We start from the raw sequence: 20,392 nt of genomic DNA, 5'->3' as shown, positions 1-20,392 counted from the left end.
TATACCACAAATAGTCGGTTCAGCCTGTCACCAGGCTGAACCATATTCTTATATCCTGTAACTTTACCGGCGATAGTTCAGGTCTTTCAAACGGACGCCCGCTACCCGGCGACCTTCGACATAACAGGTAAACTTACCGCGATCATAGCTGCGGCGATATCCGCGATAGCCATCTTTAACCACAATCCGCCCCTTGACCTTATAGCCATAGCGGGTCCGTTTGACGTCGCGGATCTGGGTTACATCGGCCCGGCCATAATAGCTCGCCTTACGCTCAGCAGCCCGAACACATTTGTTTACAGCCCGGCGCGGACGGATACGTTGGCGATCACCATAGCCATAGCGCTTGTCGCGATAACGACGATCACGATAGTCATCGTCATAGCCGACGCTATATCTGTCTTTCTTGTTCGATGACAAAATCGCAGCCAGTCCGCCCAGTACGACGGCTCCGGCAATTACCTCTCCGGCGCTGATTCCATCTCGATCATAATCCTTGGCCATGGCCGGCGTTGCAGAAACGGCCATCGCAGTTGCGGCAGCGGTTCCGATCATTGCTGTTTTAAGAGTGTTCATCTCCACTTTCCTTCTACTCCTACCCGAGAACTATTTTCGAGCTTGTGACACTCTTCTAGGGGACGGTGGTTGAGTACAGACTGAACCCTCTTGTCAGCAGTTGTTCATGTTAGGAGCTACTTTTATGAACGTTATGATCCTCGGTATTCTGCGGAAAAAGGATGAAGTGTACAAAGTTGACACAGTCCTTATGGGCATTCGCGAGAAACCGGATTCAGGTAAAATTACAGAATTTTCTAAACAGATTCATCAAACAGGGGAAAATCGAATCCCGATCCCGGAACGAGGCTGAAGACTATCACAAACCGAGATATGTAGGACAGCCATCGATCTGCCTATCGATAGCGGAATCAAAAAGGCCGGAGATGTTTCCATCCCCGGCATTTCATTTTCTATGCAGTGCTTCAGAAGCCCTTGCGGACGGTCAGGCCAAATGTTCTGGGCTGACCGACGCGGAAGGCCGTGCGTGCCCGTCCGCCGCGTTCCCGGTCGAAGGACAGCAGCGCATTTTCATCAAACACGTTTTTCACGTAGATCGTCACATCCAGTTGATTGTCGAGCTTCACACCCGCGCTGAGATTGACCAGTTCATAAGCTGGCAATTTCAAGTCAATAACTGTCGCGTCATTTCCGGTGGCTCCGCCAAAGGGCAGACCCGAAACAAAGGAGCGCGGATTATCAACTTGATCGCTTGGCTGTGTGAACCGGCTGCCGACATGCTGGGCCGAGGCACTTACAAAAGCTTCGCCGCTACCAATGGGCCAGCTATATGTCGCATCGCCGGAAATCTGGAACTTGGGTACCGAGGGAAGCCGATTGCCGTCTTCGACACCGCCCAATACATTGCCGGCACCATCGACAACGGTGGAATCAAATTCCGCCTCGAGTATGGACCCAGACAATCCGATATCCAGGCCGGTCAGCACTTCTGCCGAAAGCTCCCATTCCAGACCAAGTGTATGGGCTTCCGGAACGTTGAAGGTAATCCGTGAAGAACAGGAACCTGCATCCAGGGTAACCTGCAAATCGCTGATATCGGTGTAGAAGGCGGCCGCATTAAAGGTGATACCGCCTTTTTGCGCTTTCACGCCGACTTCGTAGTTCCACAGCGATTCATCGTCATAATCCTGGAACGAACCGAAGATCGCGGCGTCTTGCGGCGAACATAGCGGGATGTTCAGCGGATCGTTGACCCCGCCAAGCCGGAAGCCTTGCGATGCCTGCGCGTTGACCGAAATATCATCGGTTATGTCATAATTGACCAACAGCCGCGGCGTGAAACCATCCGACGAGGTCACATCGACCACGCCGCTATCGCCATTGGCGAAAAGACCGCCCGTGGTAATCATCCGTGTTTCTTCAAAGTCATAATATCGGCCGCCTGCGGTGATTGTCAGACGGTCGGTAAGATCGAAACTGGCTTCCGCAAAGGCAGCAAATTGTTCGATATCATAGTCCAGATCGGAGTTGAACGGGGAGTCCGCACCAAATCCGTTGGCAACGGCAGCTGACGTTCCGGCGCCCAATGTGGCATCCGTAGCCGCATCATAACCGGGCGTTGGGAGGCGCTGGCGATATTCGCGCGTGACAGACGAATAGAAACCGCCGACAACCCACTGGAACCGGCTGTCATTATTGGAGGCAAACCGGATCTCTTGGGAAATTTGCGACAGATCAGTCGTGTCACGCAAATTGGATGGCAACAATACCGCAGCATCCGGATAACCGAGGTCCACTGATACTGAACCGGTAAGCGCGCTCGCATCGCGGCTGACGAGAATTTCACGGTCAGTATAGCTGGTGACGGCAGTAAAGTTTACTGGGCCCAGATCCGCATTGAACGTCAAGTCGGCGATCATCGTCTGGTCTTCAAAAGCCTCGTCCAGCAACAAATATTGTTGCCGCTCGCCAAGCTGAATGTCCGGCCGGGTGGTGGTGAACGGATTGGCGAAGAGGTTGAACACCTCCTGACGATTGAAGCCGTCAGACTTGATCTCCTGATAAACAATCCGCGGCGTAATCGTCATGCCTTCAACCGGTTGCAGCGTCAGCGCCAGACGGCCACCATAGCGTTCACCACTGTTGATGTCTTCCTCTGATGCCCCGCCTTCACCCAAAGCCTCGATAAAGCCGCCAAACTGGGTGTAATAGCCGACCGCGCGAAGGGCCAGTTTGTCTTCGATCAGCGGGACGTTGACCGCACCTTTCAAACTGTAACCGATATCATCGCCGTCGACGAGATTGATATCGCCTTCGGCAACGGCTTCCAGCTCATTTAGATTGGGTTGATTGGTGATGTAGCGAATGGTGCCGCCAATGGAACCGGAACCAAAGAGCGTTCCTTGCGGCCCGCGCAAGGTTTCAACGCGGTTGAGATCAAACAGATCCAGGTCCGGCGTAAACAGCGATAGTGAGATCACCGACTCATCTAGATAAACACCGACCTGTTCTTTCACGCCGGGCTGGTCGCGGACAATTTGTCCGGCCGATACGCCGCGAATGGCAACCTGGCTTTGGCCGGGCCCGAGATTTTGTATCGAGAGCCCGGCTACATTGCGGGAGATATCCTCTAGCGTGGTTGCACCGCTTTTCTGAATATCTGCCGCTGTCTGGGCATTGATGGAAAATGGGATATCCTGAAGATTGGCATCACGCTTCGTCGCCGTGACAATGATGATGTTATCGTCCGATGCACCTGCTTCATCGGCTTCTTGCGCCAGCGCGGGTTGCGCGGCAATTGCAAAAGACAATGCGGTTAAGCTTGCGAATTTTACTCGTTTCATAGCTGGGACCCTCTCCATATTTATTGCTGGCGATGACCTTTTTGGTCAAATGCACAACCGGAGCTTATTTGCTCACAACCGCAATAAATATGATTTTACATTTTAGTGAAGGTCAAAAACGTCTTTTCACTATTAATTTTGACAGGAGCTGTTTTTCTGTGTCGAATAGGTCACAATTCGGACCTTTTTGTCATATCCACACAAAAAAAGGCCGGGGTGTTTCCACCACCGGCCATAAAGTTGTTGTTCTCAGGAGGAACAAGTTGAGGTGCCGACCTCAAGTTTCTGGGAGGAGAAAGGCCGGCACCAAACTGATTAACCCTTGGCAAATTCGGGGTAGGCTTCAACACCGACTTCGGTGATATCCATACCCAGCCGTTCGTCTTCTTCAGAAGGCCGAACACCAATGGTGAATTTCAAAATAGTCCAGACGATGGCACTAAGCACAAAGGTGAAAGCACCAATCGCGACGACACCCAGAGCCTGTACACCAAGCTGTTGAGCAACGGTCAGGGTCACACCGTCAACTTCGGACTGGGTATTCCAGGCCACAATCAACGTACCCCATATCCCAGCCAGAAGGTGGACGGGAATGGCACCCACGACATCGTCAATTTTCAGCTTGTCGAGCAGCGGCACCGCGAACACCACGATCAAACCGCCAACGCTACCTATAAGGATGGAAGCGGGGACAGATGGTGCCAATGGTTCTGCCGTGATCGAGACAAGGCCGGCCAGCGCGCCGTTGAGCGCCATGGTGACATCGATCTTCTTGTATAGCAGTTGCGTCAGGATAATCGCCGTGATCACGCCGCCAGCAGCAGCCATATTGGTATTGACGAAAATCTTGGAAACATCGCTGACATCGCCAATCGTACCCATGGCGAGCTGTGATGCACCGTTAAATCCGAACCAACCGAGCCACAGGATAAACGTACCCAATGTCGCGAGCGGAATGTTGGAACCCGGCATAACCGTGATCTTGCCATTGACATAGCGTCCCAGACGGGGGCCGATAATCAGCGCGCCAGCCAAAGCAGCCCAGCCGCCCACAGAGTGAACAAGGGTCGATCCGGCGAAATCGCTGAAACCGCGTTGGTCGAGCCAACCTGTGCCCCATTCCCAGCTGCCCGTGATCGGATAGATGAAGCCGGTCAGAACCGCGACAAAGATCATGAAGGGCCAGAATTTTACCCGCTCGGCAATGGTACCTGACACAATCGATGCTGTCGTCGCACAGAATACCATCTGGAAGAACCAGTCGGATGCTACGGAATAGCCGGTTTCAACATCGGCTTCGCCAACGGCTTGCATACCATAAGGGCCGAATGTACCGATCCAGCTGGCCACATCTGTATACATCAGGTTGTAACCCGTGACCCAGAACATGATCCCGGCGAGTGAATAAAGACTGATATTCTTCAGGCACTGCATGGAGACATTTTTCGAGCGAACCAGCCCGGCCTCCAGCATCGCGAAGCCGGCGGCCATCCACATGACCAGAAAACCTCCGATCAGAAATAGCAGCGTGTTAAAAATATAGGCGACATTCGCGCTCGGATCAGCGATCTCAGCCGCCTCCTGCGCCAGCGCGGGTGATGCCATCCCCATGGCTACCAGTCCCGCAGATAGTGTTAGAATTTTTCTCATTATACGCTTCCCTGTTTAAATCGCGGTATCGCCGGTTTCACCGGTGCGAATACGGACGGCATTTTCCAACGCCATGACGAAGATCTTGCCATCGCCAATGGATTCGGTGCCGGCTGTGCTCTGGATGGCTTCAACAGCCTGATCAGCCAGTTCGCTGCTGCATGCGATTTCCAATTTTACTTTGGGAACCATGTTGGTCGTATATTCAGCTCCGCGATAAACCTCGGTTTGTCCCTTTTGACGCCCAAAACCTTTGACTTCCGATACGGTCATGCCCGCTACGCCGACTTCGGTCAGCGCATCGCGCACATCATCCAGTTTGAACGGTTTTATTATGGCAATGATTAATTTCATTATGCCCCCTTCTTGTTACCAAGGGGATCTTCGCAAAGGACGTGCCAGAATCGCAAACGACTGGATTCAAACAATAAAGTGAATCTCAAACTCTAAAGAAAGTGTAAATTTTGTGCAGTGCAGCGCGATTGCCTAAATTTTAGGCAGCACCTTTTTCGATTCTCGCCAAAATATCGGGAATGATCGCAGCGGTTTCCCGGCGGCCGATTTCTATCAGCTCTTCGGCCTTAGTGAAATTCTGCATATCAATATGGCCTACGGGCGGCGACAGCGCAAAATCAGGAGGATCGAGGGCCAGAGAATAGCGGCCCAGATTGCGCAATGACAGGCCGATGGACGCCTTCACAATCGCGATACTGTTCGGATATTTGCCATCTTCCCGGCTGATCCCGGCCATTTCTGCGCGATTGATAAAATCGTCCTGTAAGTTCACCGAAAGGCACAGTGCATCCGGCGCCATTTGACGCGCCGGCGAAACCGGGACGGGCAACGCGGCGCCGCCGTCGACCAGCAGCCGGCCTTCATATTCCACCGGCTTGAAAATACCGGGCAAAGACATCGAGGCGCGAATGGCCGGGACGAGTTTGCCGCTGTTCATGATGATCGTGTCGCCGGTTTTCAGATCAGCCGCGACGGCGGCCACCGGTATCGACAGATCGGCAAAGGTCAGGCTCCCGAGTTGCTCCTCCAGCTCCTTCTCAATCGTCCGCGCACCCATGACGGCACCGCGCTTGAAATGCGGGTCCATGAAGCGCAACAATGTGCGAAAATTGGCGGTCCGCGCGGTTTCCTCAAGATAGTCCAGTTTTCCGGCGGCGAAGCTCGCGCCGGTAATCGCGCCAATGGATGTACCGGATATCGCCGCAATTTCGAGCGGCGAATCCTCAATCGCGCGCAACACGCCGATATGGGTCCAGCCCAAACCGGCGCCGCCGCCAAGAGCCAGCGAAAGTTTCATAATGAAACATCCTCCGCCAGTATCGCTTTCGCCTCAGCCAAGTCCTCGTCGAGCACCATGACACGAGCAGGCAAGGCAATCCCTGCCCCCTCGACAATATTCACGCCGCTGTCGAAACAGACCGCACCAATGCCGGCGGCTTCCAGCCGGCCGCGGATGATTTCCGCTTCATAACCATGCATGTGGCGGGACAGTTCAACCAGACTCATGGTTAGCCATTCCCGCCCAAATACCGGTCGGTCGCGCGCGTTGGCAGGCCGTCAATGCTCTGCACCCGGCCGGCGGTCTTCTCCATCCATTTTTCCGGATCGGACTGGCGGTGATATTTGACCAGCGTTTCGCGCTCCGATTTCAGTTCCATCTGCGGGACGCCCCAGCCGCAACTGGTTTGGACGTTGTCCACCGCGATCTCGAATATTTGCCGTGTGCCTGGCAAAATCTCGAAATGGGCCGCCAGTTCATCCCAGCCTGCATCCTGCGGCAGGACCGGCTTTCCGGTCCCGTAAAGCCGCATGATCAGCGCCGGATTGGCAAAATTGTTGAACATGATCGTCACCCGGCCATCGGCGATCAGATGCGCGTGGGTTTCATTGCCGGAACCGCCAAGATCAAGATAAGCAACCCGCTTTGGCCCGAGCACCCGAAAAGCATCATAACCCTTGGGCGAGAGATTTATCCGCGCATCAGCCGCCGCCGTCGCCACAAAGAATATCGGCTGCTTTGCAATAAAAGCCGTGTGATCATCATTCAGCGCATCGAAAAATTCAGCCATGGTCGCAATTCCTGTTCAATAGAAGGGTCCTCCTAACAGAGATTTCCAGATCAGAACAGCAAACCAGTGTATCAAAATCACCGGCCAAAGCGATTGTGACCTGATCCGTATATGGGACAATATGATGCCCAATATCAACGTGGCGATCCAGAATGACGGGCGCAGAAACATGTCTGCCCAAGGCGGACCGACAGTCAAGGCCTGCAACGGATGCCACGCGACAAATAACAGGGTCGAAAGCCATGCACCCCAACGCGGCGTAAGCTGTGTCAGCCATGATAGCAGGACGCCGCGAAAGACCAGTTCTTCGAGCAACGCAGGAACAAAGAACAGGATGCCGGCCGTGAACAACAACGCCGTCATGTCGGTGACTGGGCTCCAGACGAGCCATTCGGCCAAAAATCCCAGCGCCGCGACTATCGCTAGCGCAGGGACGGCCAAGCGCAAGGCAGCTATCCACTGTGTTGCATCAGGCCAGCTTTTCAAAGCCATGAGTGTTTGCTGGAAAGCTATCTTCACCAAGTGGCGCTACCAGTCCGAACCTTGCTCGATCGCGGCCTGTTCTTCGGGTCGGGTCTCGCGGCCCAGCACAGCATTACGATGCGGAAAGCGGCCATATTTGACGATGATATCACGGTGCGCCTTGGCAAATTTGATATTATTTTCAATGCCTAAGGCGGTGAATAGTCCGAGCGAGCGGGTCTGATCGTCCAGATCCTCGCTATGCATGAACGGCATGTAGACAAACATGCGTTGCTCGTCCGTCAGCTTGTGATCCATTTCGCGGTCGATCGCTTCTCTGGCAATTTGCAGCGCCAGATGGTCGGTAGCAAACGCTTCTGCGGTATCCCGGAACATATTGCGCGGGAATTGGTCGAACAGAATGATCGCTGCGAGCGCGGTTTCAGGGGTCGCCAGGAAATCGGACGCGATTTTTGCTTTTTGCTCTTCCCAAAGCTCCTGAAAGCGTTCGGTAATCTGCTCGTCTATGTCCGCACTCGAACCGAACCAATTGTCAGAACCGAGCTCGTCAAACCAGAAATGAAGGATATCGGCTTGCCAGTTCATCTTGAACTCAACCCAATTCCGTTCATCCTGGGTTTGTCGAAGGACAGTTCAAAACCATCGAGGCACTTCGACAGGCTCAGTGCGAACAGATAAACCATTAAACCTTACGCCGTTCCGCCAACCGTCAAGCCATCCACCAGCAAAGTCGGCTGTCCAACACCGGCCGGCACGGATTGACCGCCTTTGCCGCACACACCGATGCCTTCGTCCAGGGCCATATCATTGCCAATACCGGTTACTTTCGTGAGCGCGGTAGGACCATCACCGATCAGGGTGGCGCCTTTAATCGGTGCCCCCAATTTGCCGTTCTCGATCTTGTAAGCCTCGGTGCAGGAGAAGACGAACTTGCCGGAAACAATATCGACCTGTCCGCCGCCAAAGCTCTTGGCGTAGATGCCGTTTTTGACGCGGCCCATCAGCTCGTCCGGGTCATCCTTGCCGCCCCGCATGAACGTGTTGGTCATCCGCGGCATGGGCGCATGGGCATAGCTTTCGCGGCGGCCATTGCCAGTTGCCGGAACGCCCATGAGGCGCGCGTTGAGCCGGTCCTGCATATAGCATTTCAATATGCCGTCCTCGATCAGGACATTTTCCTGCGTCGGCGTGCCTTCATCATCGATGCTCAGCGATCCGCGCCGTTCGTTGATCGAACCATCGTCGACAACTGTTACGCCGGGCGCTGCTACACGTTCGCCAATGCGGCCGGAAAAGGCACTCGTGCCCTTGCGGTTGAAATCGCCTTCGAGACCGTGACCAATGGCTTCGTGCAAGATGATGCCGGGCCAGCCGGGACCAAGCAAAACGGTCTGTTCGCCAGCCGGCGCATCCACGCTTTCCAGATTGACCAGCGCCTGATTGAGCGCTTCGTCAATCGCCCGGTTCCAGCGGGCTTCTTCAAAAAGCTGATCGTATAAATAGCGCCCACCCATGCCAAAGCTGCCAGTTTCGCGGCGGCCATTTTGTTCGGCGACAATCGAAACGTTCAGTCGCACCAATGGCCGCACATCGGTGGCGACAAAGCCATCGGGGCGAACGATTTCGACCACGCTCCAGCTGCCGGAAAGGCCAACCGAAACCTGCGCAACCCGAGGATCACGGGCGCGGGCCGCGGCGTCAATTTCTTGGCACAAGGCGACTTTCTTCGCGAATGGGATGGTTTCCAGCGGGTTGGTTTCACCGTAAAGATGCTGGTTGGACCCGCGCGGCGGAGGCGCAAGTTCCCCCTTGGCCGGATCCAGCAGTTGCAACGTCTGGGCCGCACGCTTGATCGCCGCTTCGCTAATCTCGTTACTGTGCGAGAATCCTGTCATCTCGCCCGATACACCGCGCAGGCCAAAGCCGCTATCCGTACTATAGTCTGCCGTTTTCAAACGACCGTCATCAAAGCCGAAACTTTCTACCGCGCTATATTGCAGGTAAAGTTCCCCATCGTCACAGGCCGAAAGGCTGTTCGATACTAGAGATTTGGCGCGCTCCGGGTCCAGGCCATCGGGGCGATACAGAAACGAACGGGGGTCTAAATTTTTCATCATTCCGTTTATATAGAAACGAAATCGGGGCAGCGCACCCCCTTAAGTCAGATTATTCGCTGGAAGATGCATCGGCGGCGACATCAGCCGGTCCGCCGATCAGGATGAAGCGCCGGTCGCAATAACCGCAATCGACATAACCTTTTTCATCAATTTCCAGCCAGACGCGGGGATGGCCCAACGCAGCTCCACCCGGAATATCGGACGCGCCATCACATGCATTGCGCTTTTTTGACGTTCTTACGGTTTCGGGTGTGTCAATCATGACGCCGAATTAGCAACAGTGTTCACCCAGCGCAATATATTACCGCAGGCAAACCGGCTGATTATGTCAGAGATAATCAACCGTCATGATGAAACTGCCGGTATAGGTGCCATCCAGCTGGTTCGCGTTAACGTTCAATCGACCACCGACGGTCAACTGATAAATGCCCAGCGTCCCCAGCAAGCCGCGTACAAAGGTGCTGAAATTCCGGTTGCCATTACCGATCGCCATCTGGTTGATCAGCATGCTATCCGAACCATTGCTATGCGTAATGGTCGTTGATCCGGGAATGGAAATTTCAACAATCTGGTTTGGTCCACCATAGATAATGAAATTGGCGCGGCTATTGGCGCCAGCAGCGGTCGTAACTCCGCCCGTGGTGGTCCGGTTGCCGTTGCGTGTGTCAATGAATACCGTGCCGGCCGTTGCACTCGGGATAATGCTCCCGAACTCAAGATCAGCAATATTGACAACAGATAGCGGTCCGATGGTTACAGCACGGCTATCCGCATTTGCATCTTGCGCCAATGCCGCCGGTGCACTTGTCATCCCGACTAGGACAATCAACAGGCCGACGATCAAACGTGGTATTATCTGGTCTCTGGTCTTCATCATTAACTTACTACCCACAAAATTTAACCAACCTGCTAGCGACCATGGTTAACGAAAATATTATTTGAAATGGATCAAAAGTAATTCACATCAACTTCGAACGTGCCGACATATGCTCCTGGTGTCTGGTTCGCTCCAACATCAAGTGTTCCGCCGATCCGAACAGTAAACGGTCCCGCCCCCGTGATTCGATATTGACCACTATTGCCTCGTCCGAGAAGCGTCGCATTGTCCACTTCCATGGTCAGATCGCGCAAAATCATGATTGCCCCACTTACACCCTCGGTCAGCGTGTAACTGCCCGATGGGGCCCTCAGCCGAATGCGTTGGCCACCTGTTCCAGATCCTTGAAAACGGGCAGCTGAAACAGTCCCACCTGCTTCCACAACGCTGCCGGTGACCTGGCGTGTGCCCTGCGGGTCGACAATAACTGTGCTGGCTGTTGTACCGGAAATCAAGTCGCCGAAATTCAGGTCAGCATCCTTGATGAGGGACAAAGAACTTACCACCGTGGTCCGGCTGGTGCCGTTTGACTGTGCGGCAAAAGCGGGCCGCGCGAAACCTACGCACAGGAGGACACACAGCAAAAATGCTGCATATGCAAATCCGGGTCTGGTCACCCGATCATTGTCCCCCAACTGTTCCACAATGCACTGCATAAGGATCAGACCCCAAAAAACGGTGTAAGATCATGGTTAAAATAATACTAAACTTTGTCACATCCTGTATAATTACACTCTCTTGAGCACTGTTGCGCAAAGCCTTTGATTGTAGGGCACAAGATGGTTATGCGGTTATGATGACTGAAGCTGCTATATCCATCAACCATCTCTCTAAAACCTATGCTGGCGGAAAAAAAGCGCTGGATGACGTGACTTTTGATGTCAAACGCGGCGAGATTTTCGGGCTTTTGGGACCAAACGGGGCGGGCAAATCAACCCTGATCAACATCTTGTCCGGCATGGTCAGCAAGAGCGGTGGCTCGGCGACTATCTGGGGCTTTGACATCGATGTGGATCATCGCAACGCCAAGGCATCCATCGGGATTGTCCCGCAGGAAATCATGTTTGACCCGTTTTTTACACCAGCGGAATCGCTGGAAGTGGTTGCCGGACTTTACGGAATCAAAAAATCCGAACGCCGGACCATGGAATTGCTGCGGGCTGTCCATCTGGAAGACAAAGCCGATGCCTATTCGCGCACCCTTTCCGGCGGGATGAAGCGGCGGCTTTTGGTGGCAAAAGCGATGGTCCATTCTCCGCCTATACTGGTGCTTGATGAACCAACGGCAGGCGTTGATATCGAATTGCGCCAACAGCTTTGGGAATATGTCGAGCAGCTCAACAAATCCGGTGTGACGATTGTTCTGACCACGCATTATCTGGAAGAAGCGGAGAATCTTTGCGACCGGATTGCGATTATCAATCACGGCAAACTGATTGCGCTGAAAACAACACCGGAACTGGTGGATATGGCGCGCGAGAAACTGGTTGAATTGACGTTGGACCGGGATATTTCGCAAGAATCCGATGCGGTCACCTTTGCTGATGACCTTTTCCTGAAAGCCGATATTATCGGCCCGCGCACCGTCGCAGTAACCTATAACAAGGATCACACCAATGCCGGCGGCGTTATGCGAGCTGTGCAAAAACGCGGTTATGAGATTGTTGATGTTACGACACGAGAAGCGGATCTGGAAGACGTGTTCCTGAACCTGACGCGCAAAGCCGCATGAGCCATTTCGACGTCATCATCGTCGGCTCTGGTGCCGCAGGTCTGAGCGCGGCCATAACACTGGCGCGAACACATAAGGTGCTGGTGCTGGCCAAGGGCGATCTTGCCGGCGGCTCAACAGCCTGGGCACAGGGCGGTATTGCCGCTGTGTTGGATGCTGGCGATACCTTTGAAAATCATATCGATGACACAATGGTGGCAGGCGCTGGATTGAACCGGCGCGAAACTGTGGAATTTGTTGTCGAAAATGCCCCTGCAGCGATTGAGCGGCTGGAAGAAATGGGCGTGCCTTTCAACAAGGAAGCGGAAGTCCTTCATCTCACCCGCGAAGGTGGCCATAGCCACCGGCGGATCGTCCATGTCGACGATGCTACTGGCTGGGCGGTACAGGAAGCGTTGCAGAAGACTGCTGCGGCGCACCCCAATATCACCCTTCAGCCGCATATGGTTGCGATTGACCTGATTGCGGACCGGCATGCTGAGACGCCTACGGGCGCTAAAAATGTCTGGGGTGTCTACGCGCTCAACAACGCCACCGGGCGTGTGGAAACGCTGACCTCACGCGCCACCATCATGGCGAGTGGCGGCGCTGGTAGAACCTACCTCTTCTCCACCGCACCGCGCGGGGCGACAGGGGACGGCATTGCCATGGCCTGGCGGGCTGGCGCGCGGGTTTCGAATATGGAAATGATGCAGTTCCACCCGACCTGTCTCTATAATCTCGAAGTCAAAAATTTTCTCATAACCGAAGCGGTGCGCGGCGAAGGCGGACATTTGAAATTGCCTGCCGATGCCGGAGATGAGGCAGGCGAGCGGTTCATGGACCGCTTTGACCCCGAACGTATGGAACTGGCGCCGCGCGATATTGTCGCTCGTGCCAATGACCATGAGATCAAGCGACTGGGCCTCGATTATGTCCATCTCGATATTTCACACCGTGATCCGGAATTTGTGAAAGACCACTTCCCTAATATCTATGAGAAACTCATCGGCCTTGGCATTGATATGACCAAGGAGCCGATCCCGGTAGTACCCGCTCAGCACTATACCTGTGGCGGAATTTTGATCGATCTGCATGGCCGCACCGACCTGCCCGGCCTTTATGCGGCCGGAGAGGCCAGCGAAAGCGGCTTGCACGGTGCCAACAGGCTTGCCTCGAACAGCTTGCTCGAATGTTTCGTCTTTGGTGATGCTGCGGCCCGCGACATTGCATCCCATTGGGATGAAATGCCGGAACCGCCGGCGATCCGGCCATGGGATGAGAGCCGCGTCACCGACAGCGACGAAGAAGTCGTGATCAAGCAAACCTGGACCGAAATCCGCCGCTTCATGTGGAATTATGTCGGCATCGTCCGCACCACCAAACGTCTCGAACGCGCCCAGCATCGGATCGATCTGCTGCGCGGCGAGGTTGAGGAATATTACGGCCATTTCCGGGTGACGCAGGATTTGATCGAATTGCGGAACCTGATCGAGGTAGCGGACCTGATCGTGAAATCCGCGCTGGCCCGCAAAGAAAGCCGGGGGCTCCACTATATTACCGATTATCCGGAACTGCTGCCGGAAGCTGTGGACACCGTTTTGGCGCCATAGGGTTGGGCTTCCGCGAAGACTGCCTAAATTTGGCTTAAAAACGACACCATCACTCTGCTGGAGCAAATTCTGGATCTGTTTTAACAGGAGTTTGCCCACCGGTTCGCTTTAGTAAAAGAAGTACTACAATGAGGGTTGCCAAGCTGATTGTTATGGGCAAACCGGCAAAGCTCATTACCGCTTCCTGATGACGCACCACATAGGTTGTAATTATACCGAGGAGTAAAACACAACTCACTGTTATCAAACACTGTTTTGCAGCGCTCTGGCCAATGCGGCTGCCATATATCATCATAGCCACGAGCGACAGCCAGAATACCGCGACAAGCCCCCAGTTTGGAACGACATCGAGCAGCGCCACAAACAGCGTCAGTGCCAAAGCAGTGGGTGTACCCCAGATAATAGCTGACCACGCTCCTTCCAGCCTCGGGACTGGATTCCCCTTCTCCCGTCGTTTGGTGAAATAGATTTTCAGACCGGAAGCCACGATGACGCACAGGCCAACGCCAAATAGCATATAGGCAAGCTTCACCGGCAAACCGCCCCAGTTACCGAAATGCACATTATAGACCGAGCCGATGATTTGCTGACCGATCGTACCATCGGAAATACCGATATTTCCCTGATACTCGCCCGCTGCATTATAAGTATAATAGTCGCCGAAGATCAGGCGATCACCATGCTCGCCGACTATTTGGGAATTTTGCCCCAGGGTTCCGGGGTCGTGCATGATAAAAAATGTCGGATCGACATCGGGGAAAGTCTCTTCAATATGTTCTATCGGCTTGGCAATTTTCGCAATATCGGATGGCGCCTCATTTGCCGCCGGTTCGCTGCCAAATATGGGAGAAAAAACCGCCTCCGTATCGCCATCAAATCCGGCTGTCGCAATGACGAAGGCAAGGACACTCGCAACCCCCAATATCGATCCGGTGAGCGCATTGGAAAAATGGAAAGGCAGGGTCCAGACACTTAACCTGTTGTGCAGATCAACGGTTGTCAGCCGCCCTGCCCCGCGTCGGAATGTAAAGGCATCGCGGAATATCCGGGGATGCGCCAGGACGCCGGATATCGACAACGCTATCAGCATGATTCCCAAAGCACCCACGACCGTCAGTCCCAGCGTCTGCGGCAGATGGAGATAATAGTGCAGATCGAGCAGAAACTGGGTCCAGGGAAATGCTTCCTCCGCCACGATTGCCCCATTTTGATCAGCAAAAAAGGCTTGCGTATCCGTCGTGATCACCGTTCTCGGCAAATCCGGCCGGGGGAAGCTTATATAGAGATGGGTTGTCGGCACCTCCTCGCTTTGAAAGACATTATAGGCGGCGCGCTCGGCGGCTTCCGGGCTAATGTTTTGCATCTCGGGCGCATAGGGCTGCTCCCAACGCTGGAGCTCGTGATTAAACACCGACAAGGTTCCGGTGACCGCCAATATGTAGATTAACCCGCCAAAAATAATTGCGATCAGGCTGTGCGCCTCCAGCGAACGCATGATCCGCAATGCTGATTTTTTCGGTTTGCCGCTATCCTGCATGATCTACACCTTAACTTGCCAGGGCCAAGCCGACAGCCGGAGCAATTGCCAGACCCCATATTACCAATGATTTCCGCAGCATCGTCGGTTGTGACCCAACATAAACCGCTAAACTGGCCCACAGGATCGAGAATAGAAAAGCGATCAGGGTCAGATTAACGCCGTGCTCCATTCCCAGCCAACGCAGCAGCAGGAACAATCCTGCGGACAGGAAGACGGCGGCCAGGCCCGTTATCAGAAACAGCAAAACGCCATTGTAAATATGCCGGAGCCACAGCGCGGGACCCGTTTGCGGAGGTTCGCTCACCCGCTGTGGCACCGCGCGGCCTTCTCTCTTGGTCCGCTTTGGCACTTGCAAAGCGGTCATCAAAACCGCCAGTCCGCCGATAATCACGACGACGATGATGCCCAAGGCAACCCCTTTGTCGGCGCCGCTGGTTTGCGCCCATGCAACAAGGGAAAAAAGCACCAGTAACGACCCGGCCAGCGCCTCCCGTTGCGCCTTCAGACGCTTTTGCCAGGCTTTATGCAGCAGGAATATCCCACCCAAGGCCGCCGCGACGCCGACACATTGCCAAAGCAAGACGCTCTCCATGATCAGAACTTATATCCGACACGAACAACCGCGGTGCGCTCTTCACCGACGAAACAGTCGCCGCGCGCCAGACAGGTGGAGAAATATTTCTCGTTTGTAATATTGCGGACGTTGAAAGTGACGTCCCAGCGTTCGGTCTCATAACCCAGCAAAAAGTCGCCGAGAACATTGCCATCGGTCACCACCCGAATCGGGCCGACGGCACCAGATCCATTGCTTTCATTATCCCCGACATAGCGCAACCCAAAGCCGGTTTTGAAACCTTCCAGTACACCGGCAACTGGTTGATATTGCACCCAGGCCGACGCTTGTTCTTCGGGGATGGAGGCAAAGGGGACACCATCTGCTGTCTCGGTATCCAAGAGGCTGCCGTTCAATTCCAGATACCAGTCGCCCAGCGTCGTCTGCGCCTGCATTTCAAAACCTTTGACGGTGCCAACGCCTTCCTGTTGGCTGTCCGGTTGATTGATCAGCGACGATGGATTGGGCAGATTGGACTCTTCAATATCGAAATAGGCCAATGTAATATAGGTTTGTGTTCCGGGCGGCTGGTATTTGATACCCACCTCCCATTGCTTGCCCTCGCGTGGTTTCAGCGGATTATTGGTAAAACCATCGGTGCCGATCACCGGCTCAAAAGACTCAGCGAAACTGACATAAGGCGAAATGCCATTTTCAAAGGCATAAAGCGCGCCGACGCTGAACGAAACCGCATCATCCTTTTGGACATTGCCAAGGCTTTCCGTTTTGCTGTCGTCATAACGCAATCCAAAATTCAGTTTGAGATCACCGATCGACATTTGATTGTTGAGATAGAGACCGTAATCATCGGTGATCGTGTCCCCCACATCGAAAAAATTGGCATCGTCAAACAGCGCGGTTGGTACGTTGCCATATATAGGGTTGAAGATATTTATCGTTCCGAAAGCGCGCGTTGCGGGATCGCTCAGAAAAATCACTTCGTTGCCGGTTTTCACATATTGATAGGCAATACCGCCGAACAGCTCATGTTCAATCGGTCCGGTATCAAATGTCCAGCGGGCGCGCAGATCAAACGCGGCCTGTTCGGAAAAGGCGTTGCTACGATAAAATGTCCGTCCGCCATCGCCATTGGCATCGACACGCGGAGGGCCTACTGCGCCGAGAAAATCAATATAGGATTGCCGATAGTCGACATCCGCATCTTTATATCGGAAAATGCCGTCAATCGAGAAATTGTCGGTAAAGGCGTGGCTGGCTAGCAAGCTCACCAAAGTAGAATTTGTATTATAGCGGTTAAAATCCGGATCGCCGAGATAGGTATCAAGCTCAACCCGTTCACCTGAAGCATTCACACAGACTGCCGCCGGTGTGATTGCAACATCCCCGCTGACACAGCCGGTTCCGGTCAAGGGCAGAAATTGCTGGGCTGTATCGCTGTCACGGTCGACATATTCGAGCATCGCCGTCAGCCGGGTCTGGCCGTCATCATAGGTTATCGACGGCATGATGATGACGGCATCGTCATTGACAAAATTAACCTGTGTATCTGAATCTCGGTAAAGGCCGACGAACCGCACAAAGAGATTATCAGCAAGTTCAGCGTTCAGATCTGCGGCGGCCTGATAGCGATCAAAGGTGCCGACATCAAAGACGACTTCGCTCTGCTTGTCCGGGCCAGCCAGTTTCGACACCGCGTTGACGATGCCGCCTGGCGTGCCCTTGCCATAGAGCACCGATGCCGGGCCTTTCAAAACCTCGACTTGTTCCAGCACATATACATCGGATCGCGTATTGTTGTAAAAACCAAACAGGACTTGCTGGCCATCGCGATATTCCGCTGCGTCAAAGCCGCGCACCTGGGGAAAGTCGCCGCGTGTCGCAAAGCCAAATGTATCGCCGACAACGCCCGGGATATAGTTCAGCACGTCGTCGAGAGTGAGCGCACCCTTGTCGCGAAATTGCTCTTCTGTTTCAATAGTAACCGACCGCGCGGTCTCTACAATCGGGGTTGCTGATTTCAGCGCACCGAAATCAGAGAGTTGACCGGTAACGATGATAATATCGTCTTCTTCAGATGAATCTCTGTCATTTCCACTAGAATCCTGCGCAAATGCATAAGACGGCAATGCCAGAACTGTAATCACCAAAAGAAGCTTCATTTTCATTTTGATCCCTCATTTTCAGATAAGGGGAGCCCATAATCACCTATATTGCTAATGTAAATAAGAATCATTATCATTACGGATGTGTGAAGTCATCTCATCTGCAGCTGCTTTTGCTCGCGAAGCGGTTGCTAGGATGCCCGATGACGGGGCGTTCAGCTAATAGTCTCGATCGGGTTGGTCGTGGTGGAAATGCTTATACAAGTCCCTCGACCAGGTTTGGAGCGAACCTCCATATGCAGGGCATTTTTCTTCGCCAGATCTTGGCAGATTGCGAGCCCCAACCCTTCGCCTTTTGATTTGCCGCTTTTTTCATAGGCTGACTGAAAATAGGTGATCTCATCAGCCGACATGCCCAAGCCAGTGTCGAGTACATCAATCGTGAAACCATTCGGACGACGCCTGGCTCCGATCAGTATCTTTCCTTTATCGGTATAATTGACCGCATTGGACGCGAGGTTACTGACCATCCGCATCAACACCAACGGCGGAATTTTAGTTTTTATGCTGCTCTTAACAATGCGAAGCTGAAGTCCCTTCGATATCGCTTCTTCACGAAACATTTGCCCGACGGTCTCGAAGATCATCGACAGGGGGTAAGGCTCGTCTGCCGCCTCCGGTTCGGCGGGCAAGGGTCGGCTTTCCAACAGATAATCCCCGGAAAGTGCTTCGAGATAATCCAGTGCTTCGCGAATATTGGCTTTCTCTGCGTCGCCCAGCTTAGCGGACACGGCATCCAGACTCATCCGAAGACCGCTGATTGGCTGCCTGATATCATGCGATGCGGTTGCAAGCTGCCGTTGCCTTAGCGCCGCCTGGTCCCGGGCACGCGAATAATTTTTCTCGGCTTCCAGAAGGCGCTTGCTGGTCTGCGCATCCTGTTTGAGAACGCGGATTTTTTGCTCCTGAGCCCGGTCATGCTCTCTTCTCAGAGAGATGATACCGTAGGTCAGGCCCAGCATGACCAGTGTCCCGATCACAATGAATGTTGTTTTGGCAAAATTACGCAAAACGATCTGGTTTTCCAGATATCCGCTGAACATCAACGTGGCGTAGATTACAAACGCGATAAAAATGATGATCAGTCCAGCCCACATCTCAATCAATCTGCGATTGGATGATTTCTCCCACCAGTATAGCGGCAGGAAATGTGCAAGGCACATGATGCCGGTCCACACAAGTTGGATCTTGTAGCTGGTAACCCGAGGAATAAACGGAATCATCACCAAGGTCACAACAGGCACCACAGCCAGCCACTGAACATATTTGGACCAGGGGTGGCTACCCTTGCGGGTGACCATCGAGGCCCCGGCGACATAAAAGCCGAACATGATGCAGGCATAGCTGATCAGAAAGCCGATATATGCATTCCACTCCGGATGGCCCGGATACAAAAAGCGCATGGGAATATTGTCATCAAAGGATAAGGCAGCGAGCAACAACCAGAAAAGCAAGGCATATCGGACTCCGACGTAACTTTTCAGCGATATGTTAACCCCTAACATCACAATCAGTCCGAAGACGGCCAGCGAATAAAAAGCCGCATTCAGCGCAGCGGTGCGCAGTTCATGCTCGATAAGGTCCGCTTCATCCCTTATCGCAAGGCTGGGTGCAGCGGCCATGAGTTTGGAGGTCCGCACCATCAGGATAGCTGTTTCCTCCGGTCGCAAGATCATGGGTTTGGATTTGATCTGTGTCCCGCTGAAAATTGCAGGATCATATGGTTCTGCCGATGAGAAAGATAATAATCGGTCCACGTCTCCAGTATTTCGAACCAGAAAAATATCGGCATGCCGAACGGCAAAGGCATCGAAGGTCACAATCCACTGATCTGCCAGACGTCCATCCGGCTTTGAGCCGTTCCTTAATGTGACCGCTGACCAAATATCGGAATAGGCGATAAAATCCTCTTCGGTTGTCGGTACGCTGGCTTTAAATCTGCCCGCCTCATATTCCGAAACCATTTGCGCTAGCGTCCGATTTTCGCCCAATTCATAAGTCATTTGGCTTGCCAAACTGGTCCGGTTTTCACCAGGCACCAATGTGACAACAGGTGCCGCTATTGCCTGGCTCAGCCCCATGGTCACGATCATGATGAGAACGACGATCAGGCTCCTGAAGCGCAAATCTGATTGGACGGATTGCTTGCTTAAGTTAAGAAATGTCATAGGTTACAATCATTTGTAGCATGTTGTAGAGCAAGCAAATGCCCCAAGGCAAGC

General features: G+C 53.5%; 20 protein-coding genes. 3 read left to right on the top strand and 17 right to left on the bottom strand.

The genetic code is table 11. The features are described 5' to 3' along the window. Positions 1–63: 63 nt before the first annotated feature. A complete protein-coding gene (locus tag ACO6S1_RS10590) occupies positions 64–576 on the bottom strand; it encodes a hypothetical protein (protein ID WP_422342667.1) in 513 nt (170 codons plus the stop codon). 124 nt (positions 577–700) lie between these two features. Between ACO6S1_RS10590 and ACO6S1_RS10585 the strand changes: the two genes are divergently transcribed. Beyond that, positions 701–868, top strand: a complete 168-nt coding sequence (locus ACO6S1_RS10585; RefSeq protein WP_422342666.1) for a hypothetical protein — start codon at positions 701–703, stop codon at positions 866–868. Positions 869–980: 112 nt separating this feature from the next. Here the strand turns inward: ACO6S1_RS10585 and ACO6S1_RS10580 are convergent, their stop codons facing one another. From ACO6S1_RS10580 to ACO6S1_RS10525, 12 genes are all read right to left on the bottom strand, one after another. Beyond that, a complete protein-coding gene (locus ACO6S1_RS10580; RefSeq protein ID WP_422342665.1) occupies positions 981–3,359 on the bottom strand; it encodes a TonB-dependent receptor in 2,379 nt (792 codons plus the stop codon). 315 nt (positions 3,360–3,674) lie between these two features. Beyond that, positions 3,675–5,009, bottom strand: a complete 1,335-nt coding sequence (locus tag ACO6S1_RS10575; protein WP_422342664.1) for an ammonium transporter — start codon at positions 5,007–5,009, stop codon at positions 3,675–3,677. Between the two features lie 15 nt (positions 5,010–5,024). After that, entirely contained in the window at positions 5,025–5,363 is a 339-nt protein-coding gene (locus tag ACO6S1_RS10570) for a P-II family nitrogen regulator (protein ID WP_422342663.1), read from the bottom strand. Between the two features lie 139 nt (positions 5,364–5,502). Beyond that, positions 5,503–6,321, bottom strand: a complete 819-nt coding sequence (locus ACO6S1_RS10565) for a patatin-like phospholipase family protein (RefSeq protein WP_422342662.1) — start codon at positions 6,319–6,321, stop codon at positions 5,503–5,505. Next, complete coding sequence (locus ACO6S1_RS10560; RefSeq protein WP_422342661.1) at positions 6,318–6,530, bottom strand: DUF2007 domain-containing protein; 213 nt, start codon at positions 6,528–6,530, stop codon at positions 6,318–6,320. Before ACO6S1_RS10560 ends, ACO6S1_RS10565 begins: the two co-directional genes overlap by 4 nt. A 2-nt stretch (positions 6,531–6,532) precedes the next feature. Then, the gene (locus ACO6S1_RS10555) at positions 6,533–7,093 is read right to left on the bottom strand and encodes a pyridoxamine 5'-phosphate oxidase family protein (RefSeq protein WP_422342660.1); all 561 of its coding nucleotides are present in this window, start codon (positions 7,091–7,093) and stop codon (positions 6,533–6,535) included. Between the two features lie 15 nt (positions 7,094–7,108). Next, a complete protein-coding gene (locus tag ACO6S1_RS10550; protein WP_422342659.1) occupies positions 7,109–7,585 on the bottom strand; it encodes a type II CAAX prenyl endopeptidase Rce1 family protein in 477 nt (158 codons plus the stop codon). A gap of 36 nt (positions 7,586–7,621) precedes the next feature. Then, on the bottom strand, positions 7,622–8,161 hold the full coding sequence (locus ACO6S1_RS10545; protein ID WP_422342658.1) for a DUF924 family protein: 540 nt from the start codon (positions 8,159–8,161) through the stop codon (positions 7,622–7,624). A gap of 104 nt (positions 8,162–8,265) precedes the next feature. Continuing rightward, a complete protein-coding gene (gene tldD / locus ACO6S1_RS10540) occupies positions 8,266–9,693 on the bottom strand; it encodes a metalloprotease TldD (RefSeq protein WP_422342657.1) in 1,428 nt (475 codons plus the stop codon). A gap of 49 nt (positions 9,694–9,742) precedes the next feature. Beyond that, positions 9,743–9,955, bottom strand: a complete 213-nt coding sequence (locus tag ACO6S1_RS10535) for a zinc-finger domain-containing protein (protein WP_422342656.1) — start codon at positions 9,953–9,955, stop codon at positions 9,743–9,745. A 66-nt stretch (positions 9,956–10,021) separates the two neighbouring features. Further along, positions 10,022–10,570 carry a DUF4402 domain-containing protein gene (locus ACO6S1_RS10530; protein WP_422342655.1) on the bottom strand — a complete coding sequence of 183 codons (549 nt, stop codon included), beginning with the start codon at positions 10,568–10,570 and terminating at the stop codon, positions 10,022–10,024. Between the two features lie 71 nt (positions 10,571–10,641). After that, positions 10,642–11,187 (bottom strand): DUF4402 domain-containing protein, encoded by a 546-nt coding sequence (locus tag ACO6S1_RS10525; RefSeq protein ID WP_422342654.1) that lies wholly within the window; start codon positions 11,185–11,187, stop codon positions 10,642–10,644. A 179-nt stretch (positions 11,188–11,366) separates the two neighbouring features. Here ACO6S1_RS10525 and ACO6S1_RS10520 point away from each other — a divergent pair, with 179 nt between their 5' ends. Both ACO6S1_RS10520 and nadB read left to right on the top strand, forming a co-directional pair. Beyond that, positions 11,367–12,302, top strand: coding sequence for an ABC transporter ATP-binding protein (locus tag ACO6S1_RS10520; protein WP_422346175.1), 936 nt, complete (start codon positions 11,367–11,369; stop codon positions 12,300–12,302). After that, positions 12,299–13,894 carry an L-aspartate oxidase gene (nadB, locus tag ACO6S1_RS10515; RefSeq protein WP_422342653.1) on the top strand — a complete coding sequence of 532 codons (1,596 nt, stop codon included), beginning with the start codon at positions 12,299–12,301 and terminating at the stop codon, positions 13,892–13,894. Before ACO6S1_RS10520 ends, nadB begins: the two co-directional genes overlap by 4 nt. Positions 13,895–13,943: 49 nt before the next feature. Here the strand turns inward: nadB and ACO6S1_RS10510 are convergent, their stop codons facing one another. The 4 genes from ACO6S1_RS10510 to ACO6S1_RS10495 form a co-directional block, all read right to left on the bottom strand. After that, positions 13,944–15,431, bottom strand: a complete 1,488-nt coding sequence (locus tag ACO6S1_RS10510) for a PepSY-associated TM helix domain-containing protein (RefSeq protein WP_422342652.1) — start codon at positions 15,429–15,431, stop codon at positions 13,944–13,946. A 10-nt stretch (positions 15,432–15,441) separates the two neighbouring features. Beyond that, a complete protein-coding gene (locus tag ACO6S1_RS10505) occupies positions 15,442–16,014 on the bottom strand; it encodes a hypothetical protein (protein ID WP_422342651.1) in 573 nt (190 codons plus the stop codon). Positions 16,015–16,028: 14 nt separating this feature from the next. Further along, positions 16,029–18,173, bottom strand: a complete 2,145-nt coding sequence (locus tag ACO6S1_RS10500; RefSeq protein WP_422342650.1) for a TonB-dependent siderophore receptor — start codon at positions 18,171–18,173, stop codon at positions 16,029–16,031. 152 nt (positions 18,174–18,325) lie between these two features. Then, positions 18,326–20,338 carry a sensor histidine kinase gene (locus ACO6S1_RS10495; RefSeq protein ID WP_422342649.1) on the bottom strand — a complete coding sequence of 671 codons (2,013 nt, stop codon included), beginning with the start codon at positions 20,336–20,338 and terminating at the stop codon, positions 18,326–18,328. Positions 20,339–20,392 lie beyond the last annotated feature (54 nt).

The organism is Parasphingorhabdus sp. (assembly GCF_965233695.1).
GTDB lineage: Bacteria > Pseudomonadota > Alphaproteobacteria > Sphingomonadales > Sphingomonadaceae > Parasphingorhabdus.
The sequence above is the reverse complement of the archived record's forward strand: the minus strand, read 5'-3'. Positions and strand labels throughout refer to the sequence as shown.

Excerpts from the sequence above, each read along its gene's own strand:
- ACO6S1_RS10590 (WP_422342667.1), bottom strand. The coding sequence starts at position 576 with ATGAACACTCTTAAAACAGCAATGATCGGAACCGCTGCCGCAACTGCG.
- ACO6S1_RS10585 (WP_422342666.1), top strand. The coding sequence starts at position 701 with ATGAACGTTATGATCCTCGGTATTCTGCGGAAAAAGGATGAAGTGTAC.
- ACO6S1_RS10580 (WP_422342665.1), bottom strand. The coding sequence starts at position 3,359 with ATGAAACGAGTAAAATTCGCAAGCTTAACCGCATTGTCTTTTGCAATT.
- ACO6S1_RS10575 (WP_422342664.1), bottom strand. The coding sequence starts at position 5,009 with ATGAGAAAAATTCTAACACTATCTGCGGGACTGGTAGCCATGGGGATG.
- ACO6S1_RS10570 (WP_422342663.1), bottom strand. The coding sequence starts at position 5,363 with ATGAAATTAATCATTGCCATAATAAAACCGTTCAAACTGGATGATGTG.
- ACO6S1_RS10565 (WP_422342662.1), bottom strand. The coding sequence starts at position 6,321 with ATGAAACTTTCGCTGGCTCTTGGCGGCGGCGCCGGTTTGGGCTGGACC.
- ACO6S1_RS10560 (WP_422342661.1), bottom strand. The coding sequence starts at position 6,530 with ATGAGTCTGGTTGAACTGTCCCGCCACATGCATGGTTATGAAGCGGAA.
- ACO6S1_RS10555 (WP_422342660.1), bottom strand. The coding sequence starts at position 7,093 with ATGGCTGAATTTTTCGATGCGCTGAATGATGATCACACGGCTTTTATT.
- ACO6S1_RS10550 (WP_422342659.1), bottom strand. The coding sequence starts at position 7,585 with ATGGCTTTGAAAAGCTGGCCTGATGCAACACAGTGGATAGCTGCCTTG.
- ACO6S1_RS10545 (WP_422342658.1), bottom strand. The coding sequence starts at position 8,161 with ATGAACTGGCAAGCCGATATCCTTCATTTCTGGTTTGACGAGCTCGGT.
- tldD (WP_422342657.1), bottom strand. The coding sequence starts at position 9,693 with ATGATGAAAAATTTAGACCCCCGTTCGTTTCTGTATCGCCCCGATGGC.
- ACO6S1_RS10535 (WP_422342656.1), bottom strand. The coding sequence starts at position 9,955 with ATGATTGACACACCCGAAACCGTAAGAACGTCAAAAAAGCGCAATGCA.
- ACO6S1_RS10530 (WP_422342655.1), bottom strand. The coding sequence starts at position 10,570 with ATGATGAAGACCAGAGACCAGATAATACCACGTTTGATCGTCGGCCTG.
- ACO6S1_RS10520 (WP_422346175.1), top strand. The coding sequence starts at position 11,367 with ATGACTGAAGCTGCTATATCCATCAACCATCTCTCTAAAACCTATGCT.
- nadB (WP_422342653.1), top strand. The coding sequence starts at position 12,299 with ATGAGCCATTTCGACGTCATCATCGTCGGCTCTGGTGCCGCAGGTCTG.
- ACO6S1_RS10510 (WP_422342652.1), bottom strand. The coding sequence starts at position 15,431 with ATGCAGGATAGCGGCAAACCGAAAAAATCAGCATTGCGGATCATGCGT.
- ACO6S1_RS10500 (WP_422342650.1), bottom strand. The coding sequence starts at position 18,173 with ATGAAAATGAAGCTTCTTTTGGTGATTACAGTTCTGGCATTGCCGTCT.
- ACO6S1_RS10495 (WP_422342649.1), bottom strand. The coding sequence starts at position 20,338 with ATGACATTTCTTAACTTAAGCAAGCAATCCGTCCAATCAGATTTGCGC.